This is a genomic window from Streptomyces curacoi (assembly GCF_001513975.1).
GTDB classification, from domain to species: Bacteria; Actinomycetota; Actinomycetes; order Streptomycetales; family Streptomycetaceae; genus Streptomyces; species Streptomyces curacoi.
In genome coordinates this window covers 92,145-109,597 of the sequence record NZ_KQ947987.1, presented here as the reverse complement: position 1 = coordinate 109,597, position 17,453 = coordinate 92,145, and the positions used below count along the sequence as shown (strand labels likewise).

Annotated in this window: 13 protein-coding genes; 5 read left to right on the top strand and 8 right to left on the bottom strand. The window is 70.9% G+C overall.

Annotated elements, in window-relative coordinates; translation table 11 throughout:
* Positions 1-424: 424 nt before the first annotated feature.
* The 4 genes from AQI70_RS14030 to AQI70_RS14015 all read left to right on the top strand — a co-directional run bounded on the left by AQI70_RS14030 (position 425) and on the right by AQI70_RS14015 (position 5,145).
* Entirely contained in the window at positions 425-1,681 is a 1,257-nt protein-coding gene (locus AQI70_RS14030) for a citrate synthase (RefSeq protein ID WP_062148591.1), read from the top strand.
* A gap of 56 nt (positions 1,682-1,737) precedes the next feature.
* A complete protein-coding gene (locus tag AQI70_RS14025) occupies positions 1,738-2,682 on the top strand; it encodes a sucrase ferredoxin (protein WP_062148588.1) in 945 nt (314 codons plus the stop codon).
* 109 nt (positions 2,683-2,791) lie between these two features.
* A complete protein-coding gene (locus tag AQI70_RS14020) occupies positions 2,792-4,468 on the top strand; it encodes an ATP-binding protein (RefSeq protein WP_062148585.1) in 1,677 nt (558 codons plus the stop codon).
* Complete coding sequence (locus AQI70_RS14015) at positions 4,465-5,145, top strand: response regulator (RefSeq protein WP_062148582.1); 681 nt, start codon at positions 4,465-4,467, stop codon at positions 5,143-5,145. The genes AQI70_RS14020 and AQI70_RS14015 overlap by 4 nt, the downstream gene beginning before the upstream one ends.
* A gap of 169 nt (positions 5,146-5,314) precedes the next feature.
* On the opposite strand, the gene AQI70_RS14010 is transcribed toward AQI70_RS14015, so the two are convergent.
* From AQI70_RS14010 to AQI70_RS14000, 3 genes are all read right to left on the bottom strand, one after another.
* Positions 5,315-7,033, bottom strand: a complete 1,719-nt coding sequence (locus tag AQI70_RS14010; protein WP_062148579.1) for a solute symporter family protein — start codon at positions 7,031-7,033, stop codon at positions 5,315-5,317.
* Positions 7,030-7,491, bottom strand: a complete 462-nt coding sequence (locus AQI70_RS14005; RefSeq protein ID WP_062148576.1) for a DUF485 domain-containing protein — start codon at positions 7,489-7,491, stop codon at positions 7,030-7,032. Before AQI70_RS14005 ends, AQI70_RS14010 begins: the two co-directional genes overlap by 4 nt.
* A gap of 223 nt (positions 7,492-7,714) precedes the next feature.
* A complete protein-coding gene (locus AQI70_RS14000) occupies positions 7,715-9,838 on the bottom strand; it encodes a DNA gyrase/topoisomerase IV subunit B (protein WP_062148573.1) in 2,124 nt (707 codons plus the stop codon).
* 444 nt (positions 9,839-10,282) lie between these two features.
* On the opposite strand from AQI70_RS14000, the gene AQI70_RS13995 reads away from it, so the two are divergent.
* Positions 10,283-10,513, top strand: coding sequence for a DUF7455 domain-containing protein (locus AQI70_RS13995; protein WP_062148570.1), 231 nt, complete (start codon positions 10,283-10,285; stop codon positions 10,511-10,513).
* Positions 10,514-10,624: 111 nt separating this feature from the next.
* Here the strand turns inward: AQI70_RS13995 and AQI70_RS13990 are convergent, their stop codons facing one another.
* The 5 genes from AQI70_RS13990 to AQI70_RS13970 all read right to left on the bottom strand — a co-directional run bounded on the left by AQI70_RS13990 (position 10,625) and on the right by AQI70_RS13970 (position 17,420).
* Positions 10,625-11,482: a serine protease gene (locus AQI70_RS13990; RefSeq protein WP_062148567.1), complete on the bottom strand. Its 858-nt coding sequence runs from the start codon at positions 11,480-11,482 to the stop codon at positions 10,625-10,627.
* A gap of 135 nt (positions 11,483-11,617) precedes the next feature.
* On the bottom strand, positions 11,618-13,147 hold the full coding sequence (locus AQI70_RS13985; RefSeq protein ID WP_062150012.1) for an RNA polymerase sigma factor: 1,530 nt from the start codon (positions 13,145-13,147) through the stop codon (positions 11,618-11,620).
* A 419-nt stretch (positions 13,148-13,566) separates the two neighbouring features.
* Positions 13,567-14,454: a FadR/GntR family transcriptional regulator gene (locus AQI70_RS13980; protein WP_079051293.1), complete on the bottom strand. Its 888-nt coding sequence runs from the start codon at positions 14,452-14,454 to the stop codon at positions 13,567-13,569.
* Between the two features lie 164 nt (positions 14,455-14,618).
* The gene (locus AQI70_RS13975; protein WP_062148561.1) at positions 14,619-16,508 is read right to left on the bottom strand and encodes an ABC transporter ATP-binding protein; all 1,890 of its coding nucleotides are present in this window, start codon (positions 16,506-16,508) and stop codon (positions 14,619-14,621) included.
* Between the two features lie 153 nt (positions 16,509-16,661).
* Positions 16,662-17,420: an NUDIX hydrolase gene (locus tag AQI70_RS13970; RefSeq protein ID WP_003997341.1), complete on the bottom strand. Its 759-nt coding sequence runs from the start codon at positions 17,418-17,420 to the stop codon at positions 16,662-16,664.
* Positions 17,421-17,453: the final 33 nt, after the last annotated feature.

Here is a 17,453-nt window from a genome sequence, read left to right as displayed (position 1 = left end):
GCATGGTGACGCAGTCGGGTTGGTGATGCGGCTGCAGCGAGACAAGGGCCCAGCCAGCCGCAAGACGAATTACCGAATACTCAAATAATCGCTAATCCAATTCGACCCGGATTCGACCCACGCCCCCACCAAGGCATTCCAATCAGGGCGTTGACCTGCGCATACGAGGCTCCTGGAGACCAAAGGCTGCGAACTGGCGGTAGTGCTAGAAGCCCTCGAGCCCTCGGACGTCGCCGATCTCGGTGTCGGTGACGACGACTCCCGCCAGTCCTCGTGGCACGTCGACGAGTGCGGCTGCTGACCTGTTGACGGACATGATTCCTCCCTGGACCTGATTCGACTGTCCATGATTGACTCAATCTCTGTCAATATTGATTGAATCAATGTTCTGATCAATGCCCAGCGTCCTGGATACGGTGATCCCATGCGCGATCAAGAACCCGGCCCCGACCCAGCGGAGCGGCGGCTGACCACCCAGGAGGCCGCCGAGCTGCTCGGCGTGAAGCCCGAGACCGTGTACGCGTATGTGAGCCGCGGTCACCTCAGCAGCCGCCGGGTCCCCGGCGGCCGGGGCAGCACCTTCGACGCCAAGGAGGTGGAGACCCTCGCCCGGCGCAACAGGCGGGAGAGCGCGGGCGGTTCGGGCTCCGGCGGCGAGCTGTCCGTCCGGACCCGCCTCACGTTCATCGGTGCCGACCGCTACTACTTCCGGGGCGTGGACGCGACCGAACTGGCTGCCCGGCACTCCTACGAAGAAGTCGCCGAGTGGCTGTGGACCGGCCGCATGCGCCCGGGGGTCACCTTCACCGCCCCCGAGGCCTCCGTCACCGCCGCCCGCCACGCCGTCGGCGCCCTGCCCGAACACGCCGGGCCCACCGACCGGTTGCGGGTCGCCGCGATCGCCGCCGCGGTGGCGGACCCGCTGCGCTTCGACCTGTCCGAGGAAGCCGTGCTCGGCACCGCACGCGTCCTCATCCCGACCCTGGTCGCCGCCCTCACACCCGTCCGGTTCGCCTACCGCGACGAGGGCCCGATCGCTCACCGTCTCTGGCAGCAGCTGAGCGGACAACCCGCCGACGAGGCGGCCCTGCGGGTACTGGACACGGCACTCGCCCTGCTGGTCGATCACGACCTGGCCGCCTCGACACTCGCCGTGCGGGTCGCCGCGTCCGCCCGCGCACACGCCTACGCCGCCGTCTCCGCCGGGCTCGGCGTGATCGAGGGCCCGCTGCACGGCGCGGCGAGCGGCCTCGCCCACAAGCTGATCCTGGAGGTGCTCGACCAGGGAGACGCGGGGCCGGTCATCGCCGAGGAGCTGCGGGCCGGCCGGCGCGTTCCGGGGCTCGGTCACCGGCTCTACTCCGGCGAGGATCCACGCGCGCGTGTCCTCTTCGAGCTCCTGGAGGAGATCCCGCGCTGCGAGCCCGCCCTCGCCGCGGCCCGTGACATCGCCGCCACGGCCGCCCGGTACACCCCGCTGCGCGCCAACGTCGACCTGGCCCTGGCCGTGTTCACGGCGTCCTCCGGCATGCCCGCCACAGCGGGTGAGGCGATCTTCGCCGTGGCCCGTATGGCGGGCTGGATCGCCCACGCCCTGGAGGAGTACGGGGAGCGACCGCTGCGCATGCGGCCGAGCGGGCACTACACGGGACCGAAGCCGCCCCAGCCGCTGCCGGAGTAGGGCGCAAGCCCCCCTCGGGAAGCCGCGTCGACTCAAGTCAGGTTAGGCTCACCTCTGTGAGTACGTGCTCAACCGTCTCGCGGGACTTCGACGAGCCCATCGCGGGGACCGCGGCGACCGCGACGACCTGGCTGCTGCTGGAGCAGCCCGGTCCGTGGGGTGCCAAGGCGCTCACCCAGAGCCACCTGGATCCCGCGCTGGGCCGCGCCCTGGAGGCGGCCGCGAAAGGCACGGGCGTACGCGTCGCGCTGATCCGCCGCCCCGGCCGGCACGCCGACTGCGGGGCCCTCGCCGAGCGCCGGGTCTACGTGGCCCACACCGTGCCCGGGAACGTATGGCTGCACGCCGCCACGACGCGCGACCCGCAGCAGTTGCTCGACCTGGACTTCGCCGCCCTCGGCACGGGTGACCCCCACACCTTCGACACGGTGCTCCAGGGGCGGCCGCACACGGGCGACCCGCTCGCACTCGTCTGCACCAACGGCAAGCGGGACCGCTGCTGCGCCCTCCTCGGCCGTCCTCTCGCGGCCGAGCTCAACGCCTCCGGGGTGGAGGGCGTCTGGGAGGTCACCCATCTGGGCGGACATCGGTTCTCGCCGACGCTGCTCGTGCTGCCGTACGGCTACGCGTACGGCCGGGCCCAGGCCCACGCCGTCAAGGAGGTCCTGCACGGCGTCCGGGAGGGCCGGGTCGTCGTCGAGGGGTGCCGCGGGAACTCGGCGTGGGAGCGGCCGGGCCAGGCGGCCGAGCTGGCCGTGCGCACGGCTACCGGCGAGGACGCCGCGCAGGCCCTGAGCGTCGTACGGACCGACGGCGCGGCCCCGAGGTGGGAAGTGACGGTCGCCCATGTGGACGGGCGCCACTGGCGGGTCGTCGTGGCCCAGGGCGCGTCCCTGCCGCCCCGCCCCGAGAGCTGTGGCACGTCGGTGCTCGGCTCGCCCGCGCGGATGGACGTCGTGGCGGTGCGCGAACTCACCATGACGACGGCACTCGCGAGCTGACCAGGTGCACCGGGCCACCCCCAGGTGGACCGGCTGTCCGGCATTGATCAAGAGATCCACGCCACACCCCTCTACGGGAGTCCCCGTACGCCCACGTACCGTCGTGGGTATGAGCCCCACTCCCCCCGCACGTCGCCTGCGCCTCGGTCTGCCCCGCCGGATGTTCGCGCAGGTGCTGCTGATGCAGGTGGCGATCGCCGCGGGAGTCGCGGTGCTCGCGACCGGGCTGTTCCTCGCTCCGCTCAGCGACCAGCTGGACGACCAGGCGATGCGCCGCGCCCTGTCGATCGCCCAGACCACCGCCGCCCAGCCGCAGATCGCCGAGGACCTGGTGAGCACGCCCGCGACGGCGGACGGCCCGGTCCAACGGGAGGCGGAGCGGATCCGTCAGGCGACGAAGGCCGAGTACATCGTCGTGATGGACCGGCGCGGGGTGCGCTGGTCCCATCCCACCCCGAGCGAGATCGGCAGGACCGTGTCGACCGACCCGGGCCAGGCCCTGGCCGGCCACGAGGTCATGCAGATCGACAGCGGCACCCTGGGCCGCTCCGCCCGCGGCAAGGTGCCGTTGCGCGACGGCGACGGCAAGATCGTCGGGGCGGTCTCCGTCGGCATCGCGTACGACAGCGTGCGGGCCCGGCTGCTGCACGCGATCCCCGGGCTGTTCGCGTACGCGGGCGGCGCCCTGGCGGTCGGCGCGCTGGCCGCCTGGCTGATCTCCCGGCGGGTCCAGCGGCAGACCCGTGACCTCGCCTTCTCCGACATCTCGGCACTGCTCGCGGAGCGCGAGGCGATGCTGCACGGCATCCGGGAGGGCGTCGTCGCCCTGGACCGCACCGGCCGCGTCCGCCTCCTCAACGACGAGGCGCGGCGCCTGCTGGGCATCGGTGACGAGGCCGTCGGCCGGTCCCTCGACGAGGCGCTCGGCGAGGGCCGTACGACCGACGTGCTGGCCGGCCGGGTGACCGGCACCGATCTGCTCACGGTCCGCGGGCAGCGCGTCCTGGTCGCCAACCGCATGCCCACCGACGACGGCGGCGCCGTCGCCACCCTGCGCGACCGTACCGAACTGGAGCAGCTCGGCCGGGAACTCGACTCCACGCGCGGCCTGATCGACGCCCTGCGCGCCCAGGACCACGAGCACGCCAACCGCATGCACACGCTCCTCGGGCTGCTGGAGCTGGAGATGTACGACGACGCCGTGGAGTTCGTCGGAGAGGTGGTCGGCGATCACCGGGCCACCGCGGAGCAGGTCGCCGAGAAGATCCAGGACCCGCTGCTCGCCGCCCTGCTGGTCGGCAAGGCGACCGTGGCGGCCGAGCGCGGCGTCGCGCTGCGGCTCTCGGACCGGACCGGCCTCCCGGACCGGCTGATCGACCCCAGAGGGCTCGTGACGATCGTCGGCAACCTGGTGGACAACGCGCTCGACGCCGTCGCGGGCACGCCGCACGCGCGCGTGGAGGTCGAACTGCGGGCCGAGGGGCGTACCGCGACGCTCAAGGTGCGCGACACAGGGCCGGGAATCCCCGAGGAGCACCGCGAGTTGATCTTCACCGAGGGCTGGTCCACGAAGCAGCCCCCGGCCCACCGCGAGCGTGGCATCGGGCTCTCGCTCGTGCGCAGGCTCGCCGAACGGCAGGGCGGCAGCGCGACGGTGGGAGAAGCGGCCGGCGGAGGCGCGGAGTTCACCGTCGTCCTGCCCGAGGCGCTGGCCGAGCCGGAGCTGGAACCGGCCCTCACCGTGCCGTCTGATCCGCAGACCGTCGCCGAGGAGGAGTCGCGATGATCGAGGTCCTGGTCGTGGACGACGACACCCGCGTCGCGCGGGTCAACGCCGCCTACGTCGAGAAGGTCCCGGGCTTCCACGTGGCCGGCGAGGCGCACAGCGCGGCCGAGGCGCTGCGCCGCGTGGAGGAGCTGCCTCGCCTGGACCTCGTCCTCATGGACCACTATCTGCCCGACGACACGGGCCTCTCGGTCGTCCAGGAGATGCGCCGGCGCGGCCACCAGACCGACGTGATCATGGTGACGGCGGCGCGGGACGTGTCGACGGTGCAGGCGGCGATGCGGCACGGGGCGCTGCAGTACCTGGTCAAGCCGTTCGCCTTCGCGGGCCTGCGCGCCAAGCTGGAGGCCTACGCGGAGCTGCGCCGCACCCTAGACGGCGGCGGCGAGGCGGAACAGGCCGAGGTGGACCGCATCTTCGGCGCTCTGTCCGCGCCGTCGGAGCCCGACCTGCCCAAGGGCCACTCCCCCACCACCGCGGAGCTGGTACGCCAGTCCCTGATGAACGCCGAAGGCCCGCTGTCGGCCCAGGAGATCGCCGAGCGGACCGGTGTGAGCCGCCAGACCGCCCAGCGCTATCTCAAGCTCCTGGAGCGCACGGGACGGGCCCGCCTCACCCTCAAGTACGGCGACGCGGGTCGCCCGGAACACCGTTACGTGTGGGCGACCCGCGCCTGAGGCACGGCCCGTAGGGGCGGGGGAAGGAACCGTGCCCTCTCTTCATACGGATGCAGGCCGCCCGAATATCAGCCAACGGCCCGGCGTTGTGCCTGGGATCGCTCCGGTCGGGCGGTGACGGGCAAGTCGTACGACGGCGAGGGCGTGGGTGGGCTGTCTCCCTCACCGCCTAGACGGCCCCCGCCCCCGTCAGCGACCGCACCTCGGTCTCCGCGTACTTGGCCCCGTCCGGGACCTCGGCCGAGGTGACCGTGCCGAGCCAGCCCGCGACGAAGCCCAGCGGGATGGAGACGAGGCCGGGGTTCTGCAGGGGGAAGTACTGGAAGTCGACGCCCGGGAACAGTGATGCGGGACCGCCCGACACGACCGGCGACAGCACCACGAGCACGACGGCCGGGATCAGGCCGCCGTAGACGGCCCATACCGCACCGCGCGTGGTGAAGTCCCGCCAGAACAGCGAGTACAGCAGCGCCGGCAGATTGGCGGACGCGGCCACGGCGAAGGCCAGGCCCACCAGGAAGGCGACGTTGAGGTCGCGGGCGAGCAGGCCGAGGGCGATCGCGACGACGCCGATGCCGACCGCGGCGACGCGTGCCACGGCCGCCTCGCCACGTACCAGGGCCGCCTCGCCGCGTGCCACGGCCACCTCGCCACGTACCAGGGCCGCCTCGCCGCGTGCCACGGTCACCTCACCGCGTGCTGCAGCCACTTCACCACGTGCCACGGCCGCCTCGCCGTGCGGCGCCGTATGCCGGCGCCGCAGTGAGGCATACAGGTCGTGGGCTACGGAGGCCGACGCGGAGAGCGTGATTCCGGCGACCACCGCGAGGATCGTCGCGAAGGCGATGGCGGCGACGACGGCGAAGAGAACCGTTCCTCCGGTGGAATCCGCACCGCCGCCCAGATCGAGGGCGAGCAGCGCAACCGCCGTGTTCCCGGCCGCGTTCGACCCGCGCACGGTCTCGGGTCCGACGATCGCGGCCGCGCCGAAGCCCAGGACGATCGTCATCAGATAGAAGCCGCCGATGAGTCCGATCGCCCAGACCACCGAGCGCCGTGCCGCGCGGGCGGTGGGCACGGTGTAGAAGCGGGACAGGATGTGCGGCAGTCCGGCGGTGCCCAGCACCAGCGCCAGGCCCAGGCTGATGAAGTCGAACCGGGCCGTCCAGTCCCCGCCGTACTTCAGCCCGGGCGCCAGGAACGCGTCACCGTGACCACTGTGCTCGGCCGCCGTGAGCAGCAGCCGGTCGAAGTCGCCATGGAAGCGCGTCAGGACGAGCACGGTCAACGCGACGGTGCCGCCTAGGAGCAGGACCGACTTGACGATCTGGATCCAGGTGGTGGCCCGCATCCCTCCCCACGCCACATAGACCACCATGAGCGCGCCGACGCCGATGACGGTCCAGGCCTGCGCCGCCTCGCTCTCACCCCCGAGCAGCAGGGCGACCAGGGTGCCCGCGCCCACCATCTGCGCCACCAGATACAGAACGGACACGGTGGCCGAGGAAGTTCCCACCGCGATCCGGACGGGGCGCTCTCTCATCCGCGCGGCGACCACGTCGGCGAGCGTGAACCGCCCGCAGTTGCGCACCAGTTCGGCGACCAGGAAGAGCACCACCAGCCAGGCCACGAGGAATCCCACCGAGTACAGCAGCCCGTCGTAGCCGAAGAGGGCGATGAGCCCGCAGATGCCGAGGAAGGAGGCGGCAGACATGTAGTCGCCGGCGATGGCAAAACCATTCTCCATGGGCGAGAAGAGCCGACCGCCCGCGTAGAACTCCTCCGCCGAACCACGCCGGTTGCGGCTCACCCAGGTGGTGATCGCCACGGTGATCGCGACGAACACGCTGAACAGGAGCAGCGCCAGAGTCTGATGGTCGCCGGTCATGAGGCACCGCCCCTTGTGACGCGCGTCAACTCCTGCGTGTCCCAGCGCAGTTCGAGCGCCGCCCGGTCCCGGCGCAGCCGCGCGTGCCGGGCGTAGGCCCAGGTGAGCAGGAAGGTGGTGAGGAACTGCCCGAGCCCCGCGAGCATCGCCACGTTCACGGCTCCCGCCACGGGCCGGGCCATCAGCCCTGGCGCGGTCGTGGCGGTCACGACGTACGCCACGTACCAGGAGAGGAACAGAGCGACCGCGGGCACGACGAACCTGCGATACCGGCGACGCACCTCCTGAAAGGCCGCACTGCGCTGCACCTCGAGATACACGTCGGCCGCGCTCGGCGCAGCGGCGTCGGGTACCTCCGTGCCGTCCGACTCGCCCCATCCGGAGGCAATGGCGTCGTACCAGGGGTCGTCGTACCGCGCACTTCTGGCGTCGCGGGAACGACCATCGCTTGAGTACATGCCCAAGCATGGACAGAACGGAAAGATCTACGACTCTGCTTCTCCGGGCGCTTCACCCCATCAGGTGATGACACCGCACAGCCGCCCACGGCGAGAAGCCCCCCAGGGGCCACCCCCACCCGACGGCGAAAGCCGCACAGGCGATGCGGGTGGGACCCCAGAGAAGCCTGGGGCCGAAGGCGAAGCCTGGGGCCAAAACGCGGCCCCAGGCCCAGCGCCGCGGCTACGCGTCGATACGCGACCGGTCCAGCGTCGCCGCCGAGCTCGAGATGAACTCCTTGCGCGGGGCAACGTCGTTGCCCATCAGCAGATCGAAGATCCGCTCGGCGGCCTCCAGATCGGCGAGGTTGATCCGGCGCAGGGTGCGATGGCGCGGGTCCATCGTCGTCTCGGCCAGCTGGTCGGCGTCCATCTCACCGAGACCCTTGTACCGCTGGATGGAGTCCTTGTAGCGGATGCCCTTGCTCTGGAACTCCATGAGCTTGTCGCGCAGTTCGCGGTCGGAGTACGTGTAGACGTACTTGTCCTGCCCCTTCTTGGGCTGGATCAGCTCGATCCGGTGCAGCGGCGGCACCGCGGCGAACACCCGGCCCGCCTCGATCATCGGCCGCATGTAGCGCTGGAACAGCGTCAGCAGCAGAGTCCGGATGTGGGAGCCGTCCACATCGGCGTCGGTCATCATGATGATCTTGCCGTAGCGGGCCGCGTCGATGTCGAAGGTCCGGCCGGACCCCGCCCCTATGACCTGGATGATCGCGCCACACTCGGTGTTCTTGAGCATGTCGGTCACGGACGACTTCTGGACGTTGAGGATCTTGCCGCGGATCGGCAGCAGCGCCTGGAACTCGGAGTTCCGGGCGAGCTTGGCGGTGCCGAGCGCGGAGTCTCCCTCGACGATGAACAGCTCGCTGCGGTCGACGTCGTCGCTGCGGCAGTCGGCGAGCTTGGCAGGCAGCGACGAGGACTCCAGGGCCGTCTTCCGGCGCTGGGCGTCCTTGTGCTGACGAGCCGCGATGCGCGTGCGAGCGGCGGCGACCGCCTTCTCCATGACGACCCGGGCCTGGGCGGCGGCGTCGCGCTTGGTGGAGGTCAGGAACGCCTTGAGCTCCTTGGAGATCACGGCGTTCACGATGCGGCGGGCCGCCGAGGTGCCGAGCACCTCCTTGGTCTGTCCCTCGAACTGCGGCTCGGCGAGACGGACGGTCACGACCGCCGTGAGCCCCTCCAGGGCGTCGTCCTTGACGATGTCGTCCTCGGCGACGCGCAGGAGCTTCTTGGCGCGCAGCACCTCGTTCAGCGTGCTGGTCACGGCCTGCTCGAAGCCCGCGACGTGAGTGCCGCCCTTGGGGGTGGCGATGATGTTCACGAACGACTTCACGGTCGTGTCGTAGCCCGTGCCCCAGCGCATGGCGACATCGACGTCGAGTTCCCGGGTGACCTGGGTGGGCGTCATCTGGCCGTGCTCGTCCAGGACCGGCACCGTCTCCCTGAAGGTGCCCTGGCCGGAGAGGCGGAGGACGTCACAGACCGGCCTGTCGGTGGCCAGGAACTCGCAGAACTCGCTGATGCCGCCGTCGAAGCGGAAGGACTCCTCACCCTTGCTGCCGTCCTCGCCGAGACCGAACTCGTCGCGGACGACGATGGTCAGACCGGGCACCAGGAACGCGGTCTGGCGGGCCCGCTGGTGCAGCGTGTCCAGGGAGAGCTTGGCGTCCTTGAGGAAGATCTGGCGGTCGGCCCAGTAGCGCACGCGCGTGCCGGTGCGGGTCTTGGGGATCTTCTTGGTCTTGCGCAGACCGCCCTTGGCCTCGAACTTGGCGTTCGCCCCGTCGGCGGCGAAGGCCCCGGGAACGCCGCGCCGGAAGCTGATGGCGTGGGTGTGGCCGCCACGGTCCACCTCGACGTCCAGCCGCGCGGACAGGGCGTTCACCACGGAGGCACCCACGCCGTGCAGACCGCCGGAGGCGGCGTACGAACCGCCGCCGAACTTGCCGCCGGCGTGCAGCTTGGTCATCACGACCTCGACGCCGGACAGGCCGGTCTTGGGCTCGACGTCGACCGGGATGCCCCGGCCGTTGTCCCGGACCTCCACGGAGCCGTCGTCGTGGAGGACCACTTCGATGTGGTCGCAGTAACCACCGAGGGCTTCATCGACGGAGTTGTCGATGATCTCCCACAGGCAGTGCATGAGACCGCGGCTGTCGGTGGAGCCGATGTACATGCCCGGGCGCTTGCGCACGGCCTCGAGGCCCTCGAGGACGAGCAGGTGCCGCGCGGTGTAGTTGGAACCGTCCCGGTCTGCTCCTGCCAGCAGCGCTGTGGACGGCACGGACGTCTCGGCGGTCACGCGGTTCGCTCCTCGCTGAATTTCAGGTGGCGCCCTGGTGGGTAAGGGCGCGGCTTCGGTCGCCGTCAAGAGGGTACCGAGGCCTGGTAGAGCCGTTGTAACGCCACCCTCGTGCGAAACACAGACTAGTCCAGGGTCGCATGCGTGTTCGATCCCTCGATGGGGTGAAGTACATATCACGTTCCCTTCCAGGCATGAACCATTTAGGCTCCGGGCACGTCCTCATGAACAAACCGGCAAGCCAGCCGGGAGGACCGACCTTGACCGACAGCGCGAAACCGTAAGCACGACAGATACGCAATACGGCACATTCGCCGCCAAACCGGCAGCAGCCGACCGCCCGCAGAAAATTTCTCTCTGGGAGAAGCCACGAGCGGGAACGTTTTGGGGCTGGTTGGATGTTGACCCTGGTACGACAGCTCGTCGAGCTAGAGAAGAGGCGACGTGACTACTGTTCTGACCCCCGCGAGCCCGCTGACGGCCGCTGACCGCTGCGACCGCTGCGGCGCACAGGCATACGTGCGTGTCGTCCTGCTCAGCGGCGGAGAGCTGCTCTTCTGCGCCCACCACGGCCGCAAGTTCGAGCCGGAACTCAAGAAGATCGCCGCTGAGATACAGGACGAGACGGAGCGGCTGACGTCGATTCCGGCCACCGCTTCCGAAGAAGAGCGCTGACACCTCGCGTCCACGACGAGCCAGCTCCGGCACAGGCCGGTTGACGGGCGGCCGTCCCTGACAGCAGGGACGGCCGCCCGCGCGCATACTCCGCGAGCCCTGCGGGCCCCCTCAGCCGCCCGCAGGGCGCTGCTGCGTCGCGGTGCGCCACCCCAGCGTCCGCAGGACGTCGGACACCCGTGTGTACACGCCGGGGCTGCCCGCCCGCCCGCAGCCGCTCCCCCAGGACACGAGCCCGATCAGCTTCCCCTGGGCGACCAGCGGCCCTCCGCTGTCCCCCTGACAGGCGTCCTGGCCGCCCTCCCACTCACCGGCGCAGACCATTCTGTCGGCCAGGTAGCTGCCGTCCCCGCCGCCCGAATACGCCTGCCTGCACAGGACGTCGGGCAGGACATGCACGCGTGCCGCCCGCAGGCTGCGCGCGTAGTCGCCTGCGCCTGTGAGATCCCCCCACCCGTAGACCAGGGCCTCCGTGCCCGGCACGTAGGCGGGATCGCCGGCGGCCGCCATCCGGATGACCGAACTGGCGGGAAGGGGCTGGGCGAGGGTGACGACGGCGAAGTCCCCCGCGTTGGTGGCGGCGTCGTAGGCCGGATTCACCCAGGTGCCACGGACGCCGATCTCCTGCCCCTGAGACGACAGCAGATCCGTACGGCCTGCGATGACCCTGAGGCCGGTCATCCGCTCCGCGGCCGAGCCCAGGACCTCCTTGCTCAAGCAGTGGGCCGCGGTGAGCACCGTGGACCGGCCGACTGCCACACCGACGCAGAACTGCCCTGACCGCGTACCCCCGAACCGGTCACGACTGGACAGCGCCACGGTCCACGGACTGTCGGACACATCGACCGGGAACCCACCGACGACGACGCTGCCGGCGGCGGCAGGGGCGGCGGACCCCAAGGGTATGGCGGCCGCCGCGGCGGCCAGAACCAGCGGCCGGGCCAGCGCACGGGTGAAGGAACGACGCATGCCCCCTCCTCACTCTGTGGTGGTCATGGAACACCCAGGGTGATTCAGTCCGCCGCGGCCCGCACCCGCGCGACAGCACGAAGGCCCGGCCCTCACTCGGGGGACCGGACCTTTCGGGTCGTACGGAAATGCGACCTAGTCGAGGTAGTCGCGCAGCACCTGGGACCGGGACGGGTGGCGCAGCTTCGACATCGTCTTCGACTCGATCTGGCGGATGCGCTCGCGCGTGACGCCGTACACCTTGCCGATCTCGTCGAGGGTCTTCGGCTGACCGTCGGTGAGACCGAAGCGCATGGAGACGACGCCCGCCTCGCGCTCGGACAGGGTGTCGAGGACCGAGTGCAGCTGCTCCTGCAGAAGCGTGAAGCTGACCGCGTCGGCCGGGACGACGGCCTCGGAGTCCTCGATGAGGTCACCGAACTCGCTGTCGCCGTCCTCGCCCAGCGGGGTGTGCAGCGAGATGGGCTCGCGGCCGTACTTCTGGACCTCGATGACCTTCTCCGGGGTCATGTCGAGCTCCTTGGCCAGCTCCTCCGGGGTGGGCTCGCGGCCCAGGTCCTGGAGCATCTGGCGCTGCACGCGCGCGAGCTTGTTGATGACCTCGACCATGTGCACCGGGATACGGATGGTGCGGGCCTGGTCGGCCATGGCGCGGGTGATCGCCTGACGGATCCACCAGGTGGCGTACGTGGAGAACTTGTAGCCCTTGGTGTAGTCGAACTTCTCGACCGCGCGGATCAGACCGAGGTTGCCCTCCTGGATGAGGTCCAGGAAGAGCATGCCGCGGCCGGTGTAGCGCTTGGCCAGGGAGACCACCAGACGGAGGTTGGCCTCCAGGAGGTGGTTCTTGGCTCGGCGGCCGTCCTCGGCGATGATCTCCAGCTCGCGCTTGAGCTTCGGGGCCAGCTTGTCGGCGTTGGACAGCTTGTCCTCGGCGAAGAGACCGGCCTCGATGCGCTTGGCGAGCTCGACCTCCTGCTCGGCGTTGAGCAGGGGGACCTTGCCGATCTGCTTGAGGTAGTCCTTGACCGGGTCGGCGGTGGCACCGGCCGCGGCGACCTGCTGCGCGGGCGCGTCGTCCTCGTCCTCGTCGGAGAGCACGAAGCCGGCGCTCTCGGCGCCCTCGGGCTCGTCGCCGGGCTTGGCGTCCTCGAGGACCTCCTCCTCGATGAGCTCGACGTCGTCCTTCTTGGCGGTGGTCTTCTTGGCCGCCGTCTTCTTGGCGACGGTCTTCTTGGCGGCCGCCTTCTTGGCGGTCGTCTTCTTGGCAGCGGCCTTCTTGGCCGTGGCCTCGTCCTCGACGGCGGAGTCGGCGGCGGGCGCCGTCGGCGTGGCGGTGGCGGTGGCCTTCTTGGTGGTCACCGTCTTCGCCGCGACCGTCTTGGTGGCGGTGCGCTTGGCCGGACTCTTCGCTGCGACGCTCTTTCGGGTGCGCTTGGGCTCCGCGGCACTGACCATCAGCGTCACACCCTCTTCCTCGAGGATCTGGTTGAGGCTGCGCAGTACGTTCTTCCACTGAGTGGCCGGGATCTGGTCAGCTTCGAAGGCCCGACGCACATCGTCGCCGGCGATCTGCCCCTCAGCCTTTCCCCGCTCGATGAGAGCCATGACAGAGACGGACTCGGCGATCTCCGGCGGGAGCGTACGGGATGTGCTGGCCGACACGAACAACCTCTCGGAACGTTGAAAACGGCTTCCGGCCCCGTCCACGGCGGACAGGAGCCGACCACCGGCCTGGGGATGGCCGACGGTGCGGGGGCCGGGAAGATGCACAGCGCCTTGAGCGGCGTCCGTATTCCCTCCTCGGCAGTCACCTCTTAGGTCATCGCGTTGTTTCCCCGAGCGTTACGCCCAATCTGCGTGGCCCGAGTCACATCCCGTAACCGATCAAAGGCTGGCAGAAGCGGACAGAAGAGGTCGTCCGCACCCTGGACCACGCACTGTACGGCGATTCCGTCACCTCGTCGCACCGTCGGACCCGCAGGATCCGGGGTGGATCCTGCGGGTCCGACGGGAGGGGTGACGCAGGCCGAGCGATGCCACAGGAGGGGGAGGCACCCCGGCCGCGCCACCCGGGTGCGCGGTCAGTGCTCGCGAGGCGCGGGCACCACGCGCTCCACCTCGGGATGGACGGTGAGGAGCTGACGCATGGCCACCTCGGCAGCCGCGCCGTCGCCGGTGGCGAGGGCATCGACGATCCGGCTGTGGTGCGCCAGCGTCGTCTCGTTCGGCCGGTCACATCCCGTGACCGGGCCGCCGGAGACCTGCAGCGCCGCCGACACGATGCCCGACAGGTGCTCCAGCATGCGGTTGCCGGCGATCTGGATGAGCAGCGTATGGAACTCGGTGTCGGCGCGGGAGAAGGTGAGGACGTCACCCTGCCCCATCGCGTGGCTCATGATCTCGACCATGTCGCCGAGCCGCTGCTGGACGTCGTCGCGCCCGTGCCCGGCGGCGAGGCGGGCGGCGAGCGGCTCGATCGTCCAGCGCAGCTCGCTCAGCTCCCGGCGCTGATCGTCGCGCTGCGGCCCGAAGGCCCGCCACTCGATGATGTCCGGGTCCAGGAGGTTCCAGTCACTGACGGGTCGCACCCGCGTGCCGACGTTCGGGCGGGCGCTGACCAGGCCCTTGGCCTCCAGGACCCGGAGCGACTCGCGGACGACGGTGCGGGAGACCTCGAAGCGCTGGCCGATCTCCTCGGGCACGAGCGGGCGGTCTGCGCCCAGGTCGCCGGAGACGATCATCTGGCCCAGCTGCTGAACGAGTTGGCCGTGCAGCCCGCGTCCGCGGCTGCCCGCGGCGCGTCGGCCGACACGGCCCAGCTCCGGCTCCGCGGTGTCCCAGGCGGAGGCTCCGACGCGGTCGGCGACGGGGGCCTCGGCGTAGGGGTAGCGGTCGAGTTCGCCCGGGCCGACGAGACCGGAGTCGGTGGCGCGGGCGGCGGTCATCATGGTGTGCGCAAGGGTACTCACGGATCCTTTGTCGGCGCCGTTCTCAACTCCCTTGAGGTCTTTGGTGAAAAGCACACGAAAGGGTGATCGCTCACCCCGTCGCAATTGACGCCTTATCGGAAAGAAATGGGCTTCCCCCCAGGGAGTTGTGCGCACGACAGAACCGGGAAGAGCACGGACGGTCGTCATCGGACCCTGCTACGCACGGTTGTGAGCAGATAGGCACAGAGCAGGGCGGTCAGCGACAACGTCAGTGCGCCGCCGACGGGTTGGGCGACCACGCGCGCGACGGCGGCCAGATAGCGCTCTCCCCCGAACGGCCACTGGGAGAGGACCACCTCGCGCAGCCGCAGCGGAAACCCGGCCGCCGTCCGCACGGACGGCCCTTCCAGGGCCTTCTGCACGAGGGGGACGACGGCGACGGGTACGGCGACCACCGCCGCGAGCCCGGCCGTGGTGGACCGGAAGAGACCCGCGGCCAGCACGCCGGCCCAGGCGCAGCCGACCACGAGCCCGATCCAACTCGCGCTCAGCGAAAGCCAGTCGGCGGGAACCTTCGCCAGCTCCGGTCCGTATACGAGGTAGAGCACTTCGGCGTCGCAGCCCACGGTGAGCACGGCCAGCGCCAGCGCGACGGCGGAGGCGACGAGAAGTTTCGCGGCCAGCAGCCCCAGCCGGCGGGGGACGGTGCCGCGATCCGCGGCCAGGGCGGGGTGACGGAACTCGTCGCCGAACGCGATCGCGCCGAGCAGCCCGGCTCCGAGCGCCGCGGGCGGCAGCGGGAGCTCCTGCGGCCACGCGACCAGCAGGCGCGGCTGCGGCGTGTGCCCGATCCGGGCCAGCAGTACGGCGGTGAGGGCGGACACCACGAGCACGGCGGCCGCGGTGAGGAACCCCGTGCCGACGCCGGCGGCGCGACGGAGCTCGTAACGGAGGGGGCGGAGGGGGCTGGGGGCGGGGCGGACGGAGATCGGGGGAGGGAGCTCGGGCAGACCATCGGCGGAGGCGGCCGACGGGCGCGAACCGGCGGCCTGGGACGAAGACCCGTCACCGCTTGCGGACGCACCGGCCGACGGCGGCTCACCCGCTGCTGCGCGGGGAGCCTCTGCGGACGCCTTCTGCGGGGCCGCGGCCGATGCCGCGTCGGGCGTCCGCGCCGCCTTGTCGGCTCGCGGCTCGGCCGGGCGCGCCGCGGCGTCAGGCCCCATGTCGCCGATCTCGTCGGCGAGTTGGTGTACGAGGATGCCGTGGCGGAACGCGGTCTCGCCGACGTCGGCGCAGGTGCTGCCGTACACGGAGAGGCGGTTGCCACCCTCGCGCACGACCTCGACGGAGCGTTGTGCGGTGCGCGCCTCCTTGGCGAGCAGGGCGGCGAGGCGGGGGGCGTGGGGGGTGCGGACGGCGACGCGGGGGCGCAGCCGGGTGCGGGAGAATTCGGCGGCTTCCTGGTCGGCGACGAGTCTGCCCCGCTCCAGCGTGACGACCCGGTCGGCGTTGCGGGCGGCTTCCTTGGGGTCGGCCGTGGTCAGCAGAACCGTGCCGCCCTGGGCCGCGTGTGCGCGCAGCATGCCGTAGAGCCAGCGGCTCTCGCGGGTCGAGAGCCCGCCCGCGGGATCGTCGAGCACGAGTGTGTGCGGGTCGGCGAGCAGGGCGCAGGCCAGACCGAGGCGGCGGTCCATGCCGCGCGAGAGGGTGGCGAGGCGTTCCTCGCCCAGGCTGACGAGGCCCACCACCTCCAGGACTTCGTCGGCGCGCCGGGCCGGCACGCCCGCGGCGGCGCACAGCATGCGCAGATGGCCGCGGACCGTGCGGGCCGGGTGCCCGGGGACATCGCCCAGAAGCACACCGACTTCGCGCGAGGGATGGGCGATGCGGTGCAGGGGGCGGCCCCTGAAGTAGGTGATGCCACAGCCGCGTTGGAGCTCGAGCATGAGTCTGAGCACCGTCGTCTTGCCCGCTCCCGGCGCCCCGAGCAGCGCGGTGACATGGCCCGCGCGGGCCTCGAAGGAAACGTCGTCGACGGCGGGGGGAAGCTCCTTGCGAGGGTTGCTGGTCAATCCGATGGCCTCGATCACCCGTAGCAAGATAGCGCGTTATGTCCGTTTTTTCGGGCAGCGCAAGGCCAGCTCGCAAGCGCACTCGCTTCGCTCGGACCCCTGTTCGCCTCCACTCGCGGGTCCGGACCGCCGGATTCACGTCCGGACCGGCGTCGCGGTCCTGCTCTCGCGTCAGACCTCGGGGCGCAGCATCGGGGGGTTGAGCAGCGTGGCTCCGCCGGCCCGGAAGAGCTGGGCGGGGCGACCGCCCTGACGGGTGGTGGTGCCGCCGGTGGGGACGAGGAAGCCCGGCGTGCCGGTCACCTTGCGGTGGAAGTTGCGCGGGTCGAGCGCCACTCCCCACACCGCCTCGTAGACACGGCGCAACTCGCCGACGGTGAACTCGGTGGGGCAGAACGCCGTGGCCAGGGACGAGTACTCGATCTTGGAGCGGGCGCGTTCCACACCGTCGGCCAGGATCTGCGCGTGGTCGAAGGCGAGCGGCGCCACCGGCTCGCCGTCGCGGCCGTAGCCGCCCTGCTGCAGCAGTTCGTCGACCGGGGCCCAGCGGGCATTGCTGGCGTCGCCTCCCGCGCGCGGTGCGGGCAGGTCGGGGGCGAGCGCGAGGTGGGCGACGCTGACCACCCGCATCCGGGGATCCCGCTTGGGGTCGCCGTAGGTCGCGAGCTGCTCCAGGTGGGCGCCGTTGTCCTGTGCCGGGGCGGCCGGGTCGTGGGCGCGCAGCCCGGTCTCCTCGGCCAATTCGCGCGCGGCGGCCTGCGCCAGGTCCTCGTCGGCCCGTACGAACCCACCGGGCAGTGCCCAGCGCCCCTGGAACGGCGGTTCGCCCCTGCGCACCGCCAGCGCGCACAGAGCATGGCGGCGCACGGTCAGTACGACCAGGTCCACGGTGACGGCAAAGGGCGGAAAGGCTGACGGGTCGTAGGGCATGCGGCGATCATAGTCGTCTGCCTGACGATAAGC

What these genes read in the sequence shown, in the direction of transcription:
- AQI70_RS13990 (WP_062148567.1), bottom strand. Translation starts at nt 11,482, where the DNA reads ATGCGTCGTTCCTTCACCCGTGCGCTGGCCCGGCCGCTGGTTCTGGCC.
- AQI70_RS14030 (WP_062148591.1), top strand. Translation starts at nt 425, where the DNA reads ATGCGCGATCAAGAACCCGGCCCCGACCCAGCGGAGCGGCGGCTGACC.
- AQI70_RS14015 (WP_062148582.1), top strand. Translation starts at nt 4,465, where the DNA reads ATGATCGAGGTCCTGGTCGTGGACGACGACACCCGCGTCGCGCGGGTC.
- AQI70_RS13970 (WP_003997341.1), bottom strand. Translation starts at nt 17,420, where the DNA reads ATGCCCTACGACCCGTCAGCCTTTCCGCCCTTTGCCGTCACCGTGGAC.
- AQI70_RS14010 (WP_062148579.1), bottom strand. Translation starts at nt 7,033, where the DNA reads ATGACCGGCGACCATCAGACTCTGGCGCTGCTCCTGTTCAGCGTGTTC.
- AQI70_RS14020 (WP_062148585.1), top strand. Translation starts at nt 2,792, where the DNA reads ATGAGCCCCACTCCCCCCGCACGTCGCCTGCGCCTCGGTCTGCCCCGC.
- AQI70_RS14005 (WP_062148576.1), bottom strand. Translation starts at nt 7,491, where the DNA reads ATGTACTCAAGCGATGGTCGTTCCCGCGACGCCAGAAGTGCGCGGTAC.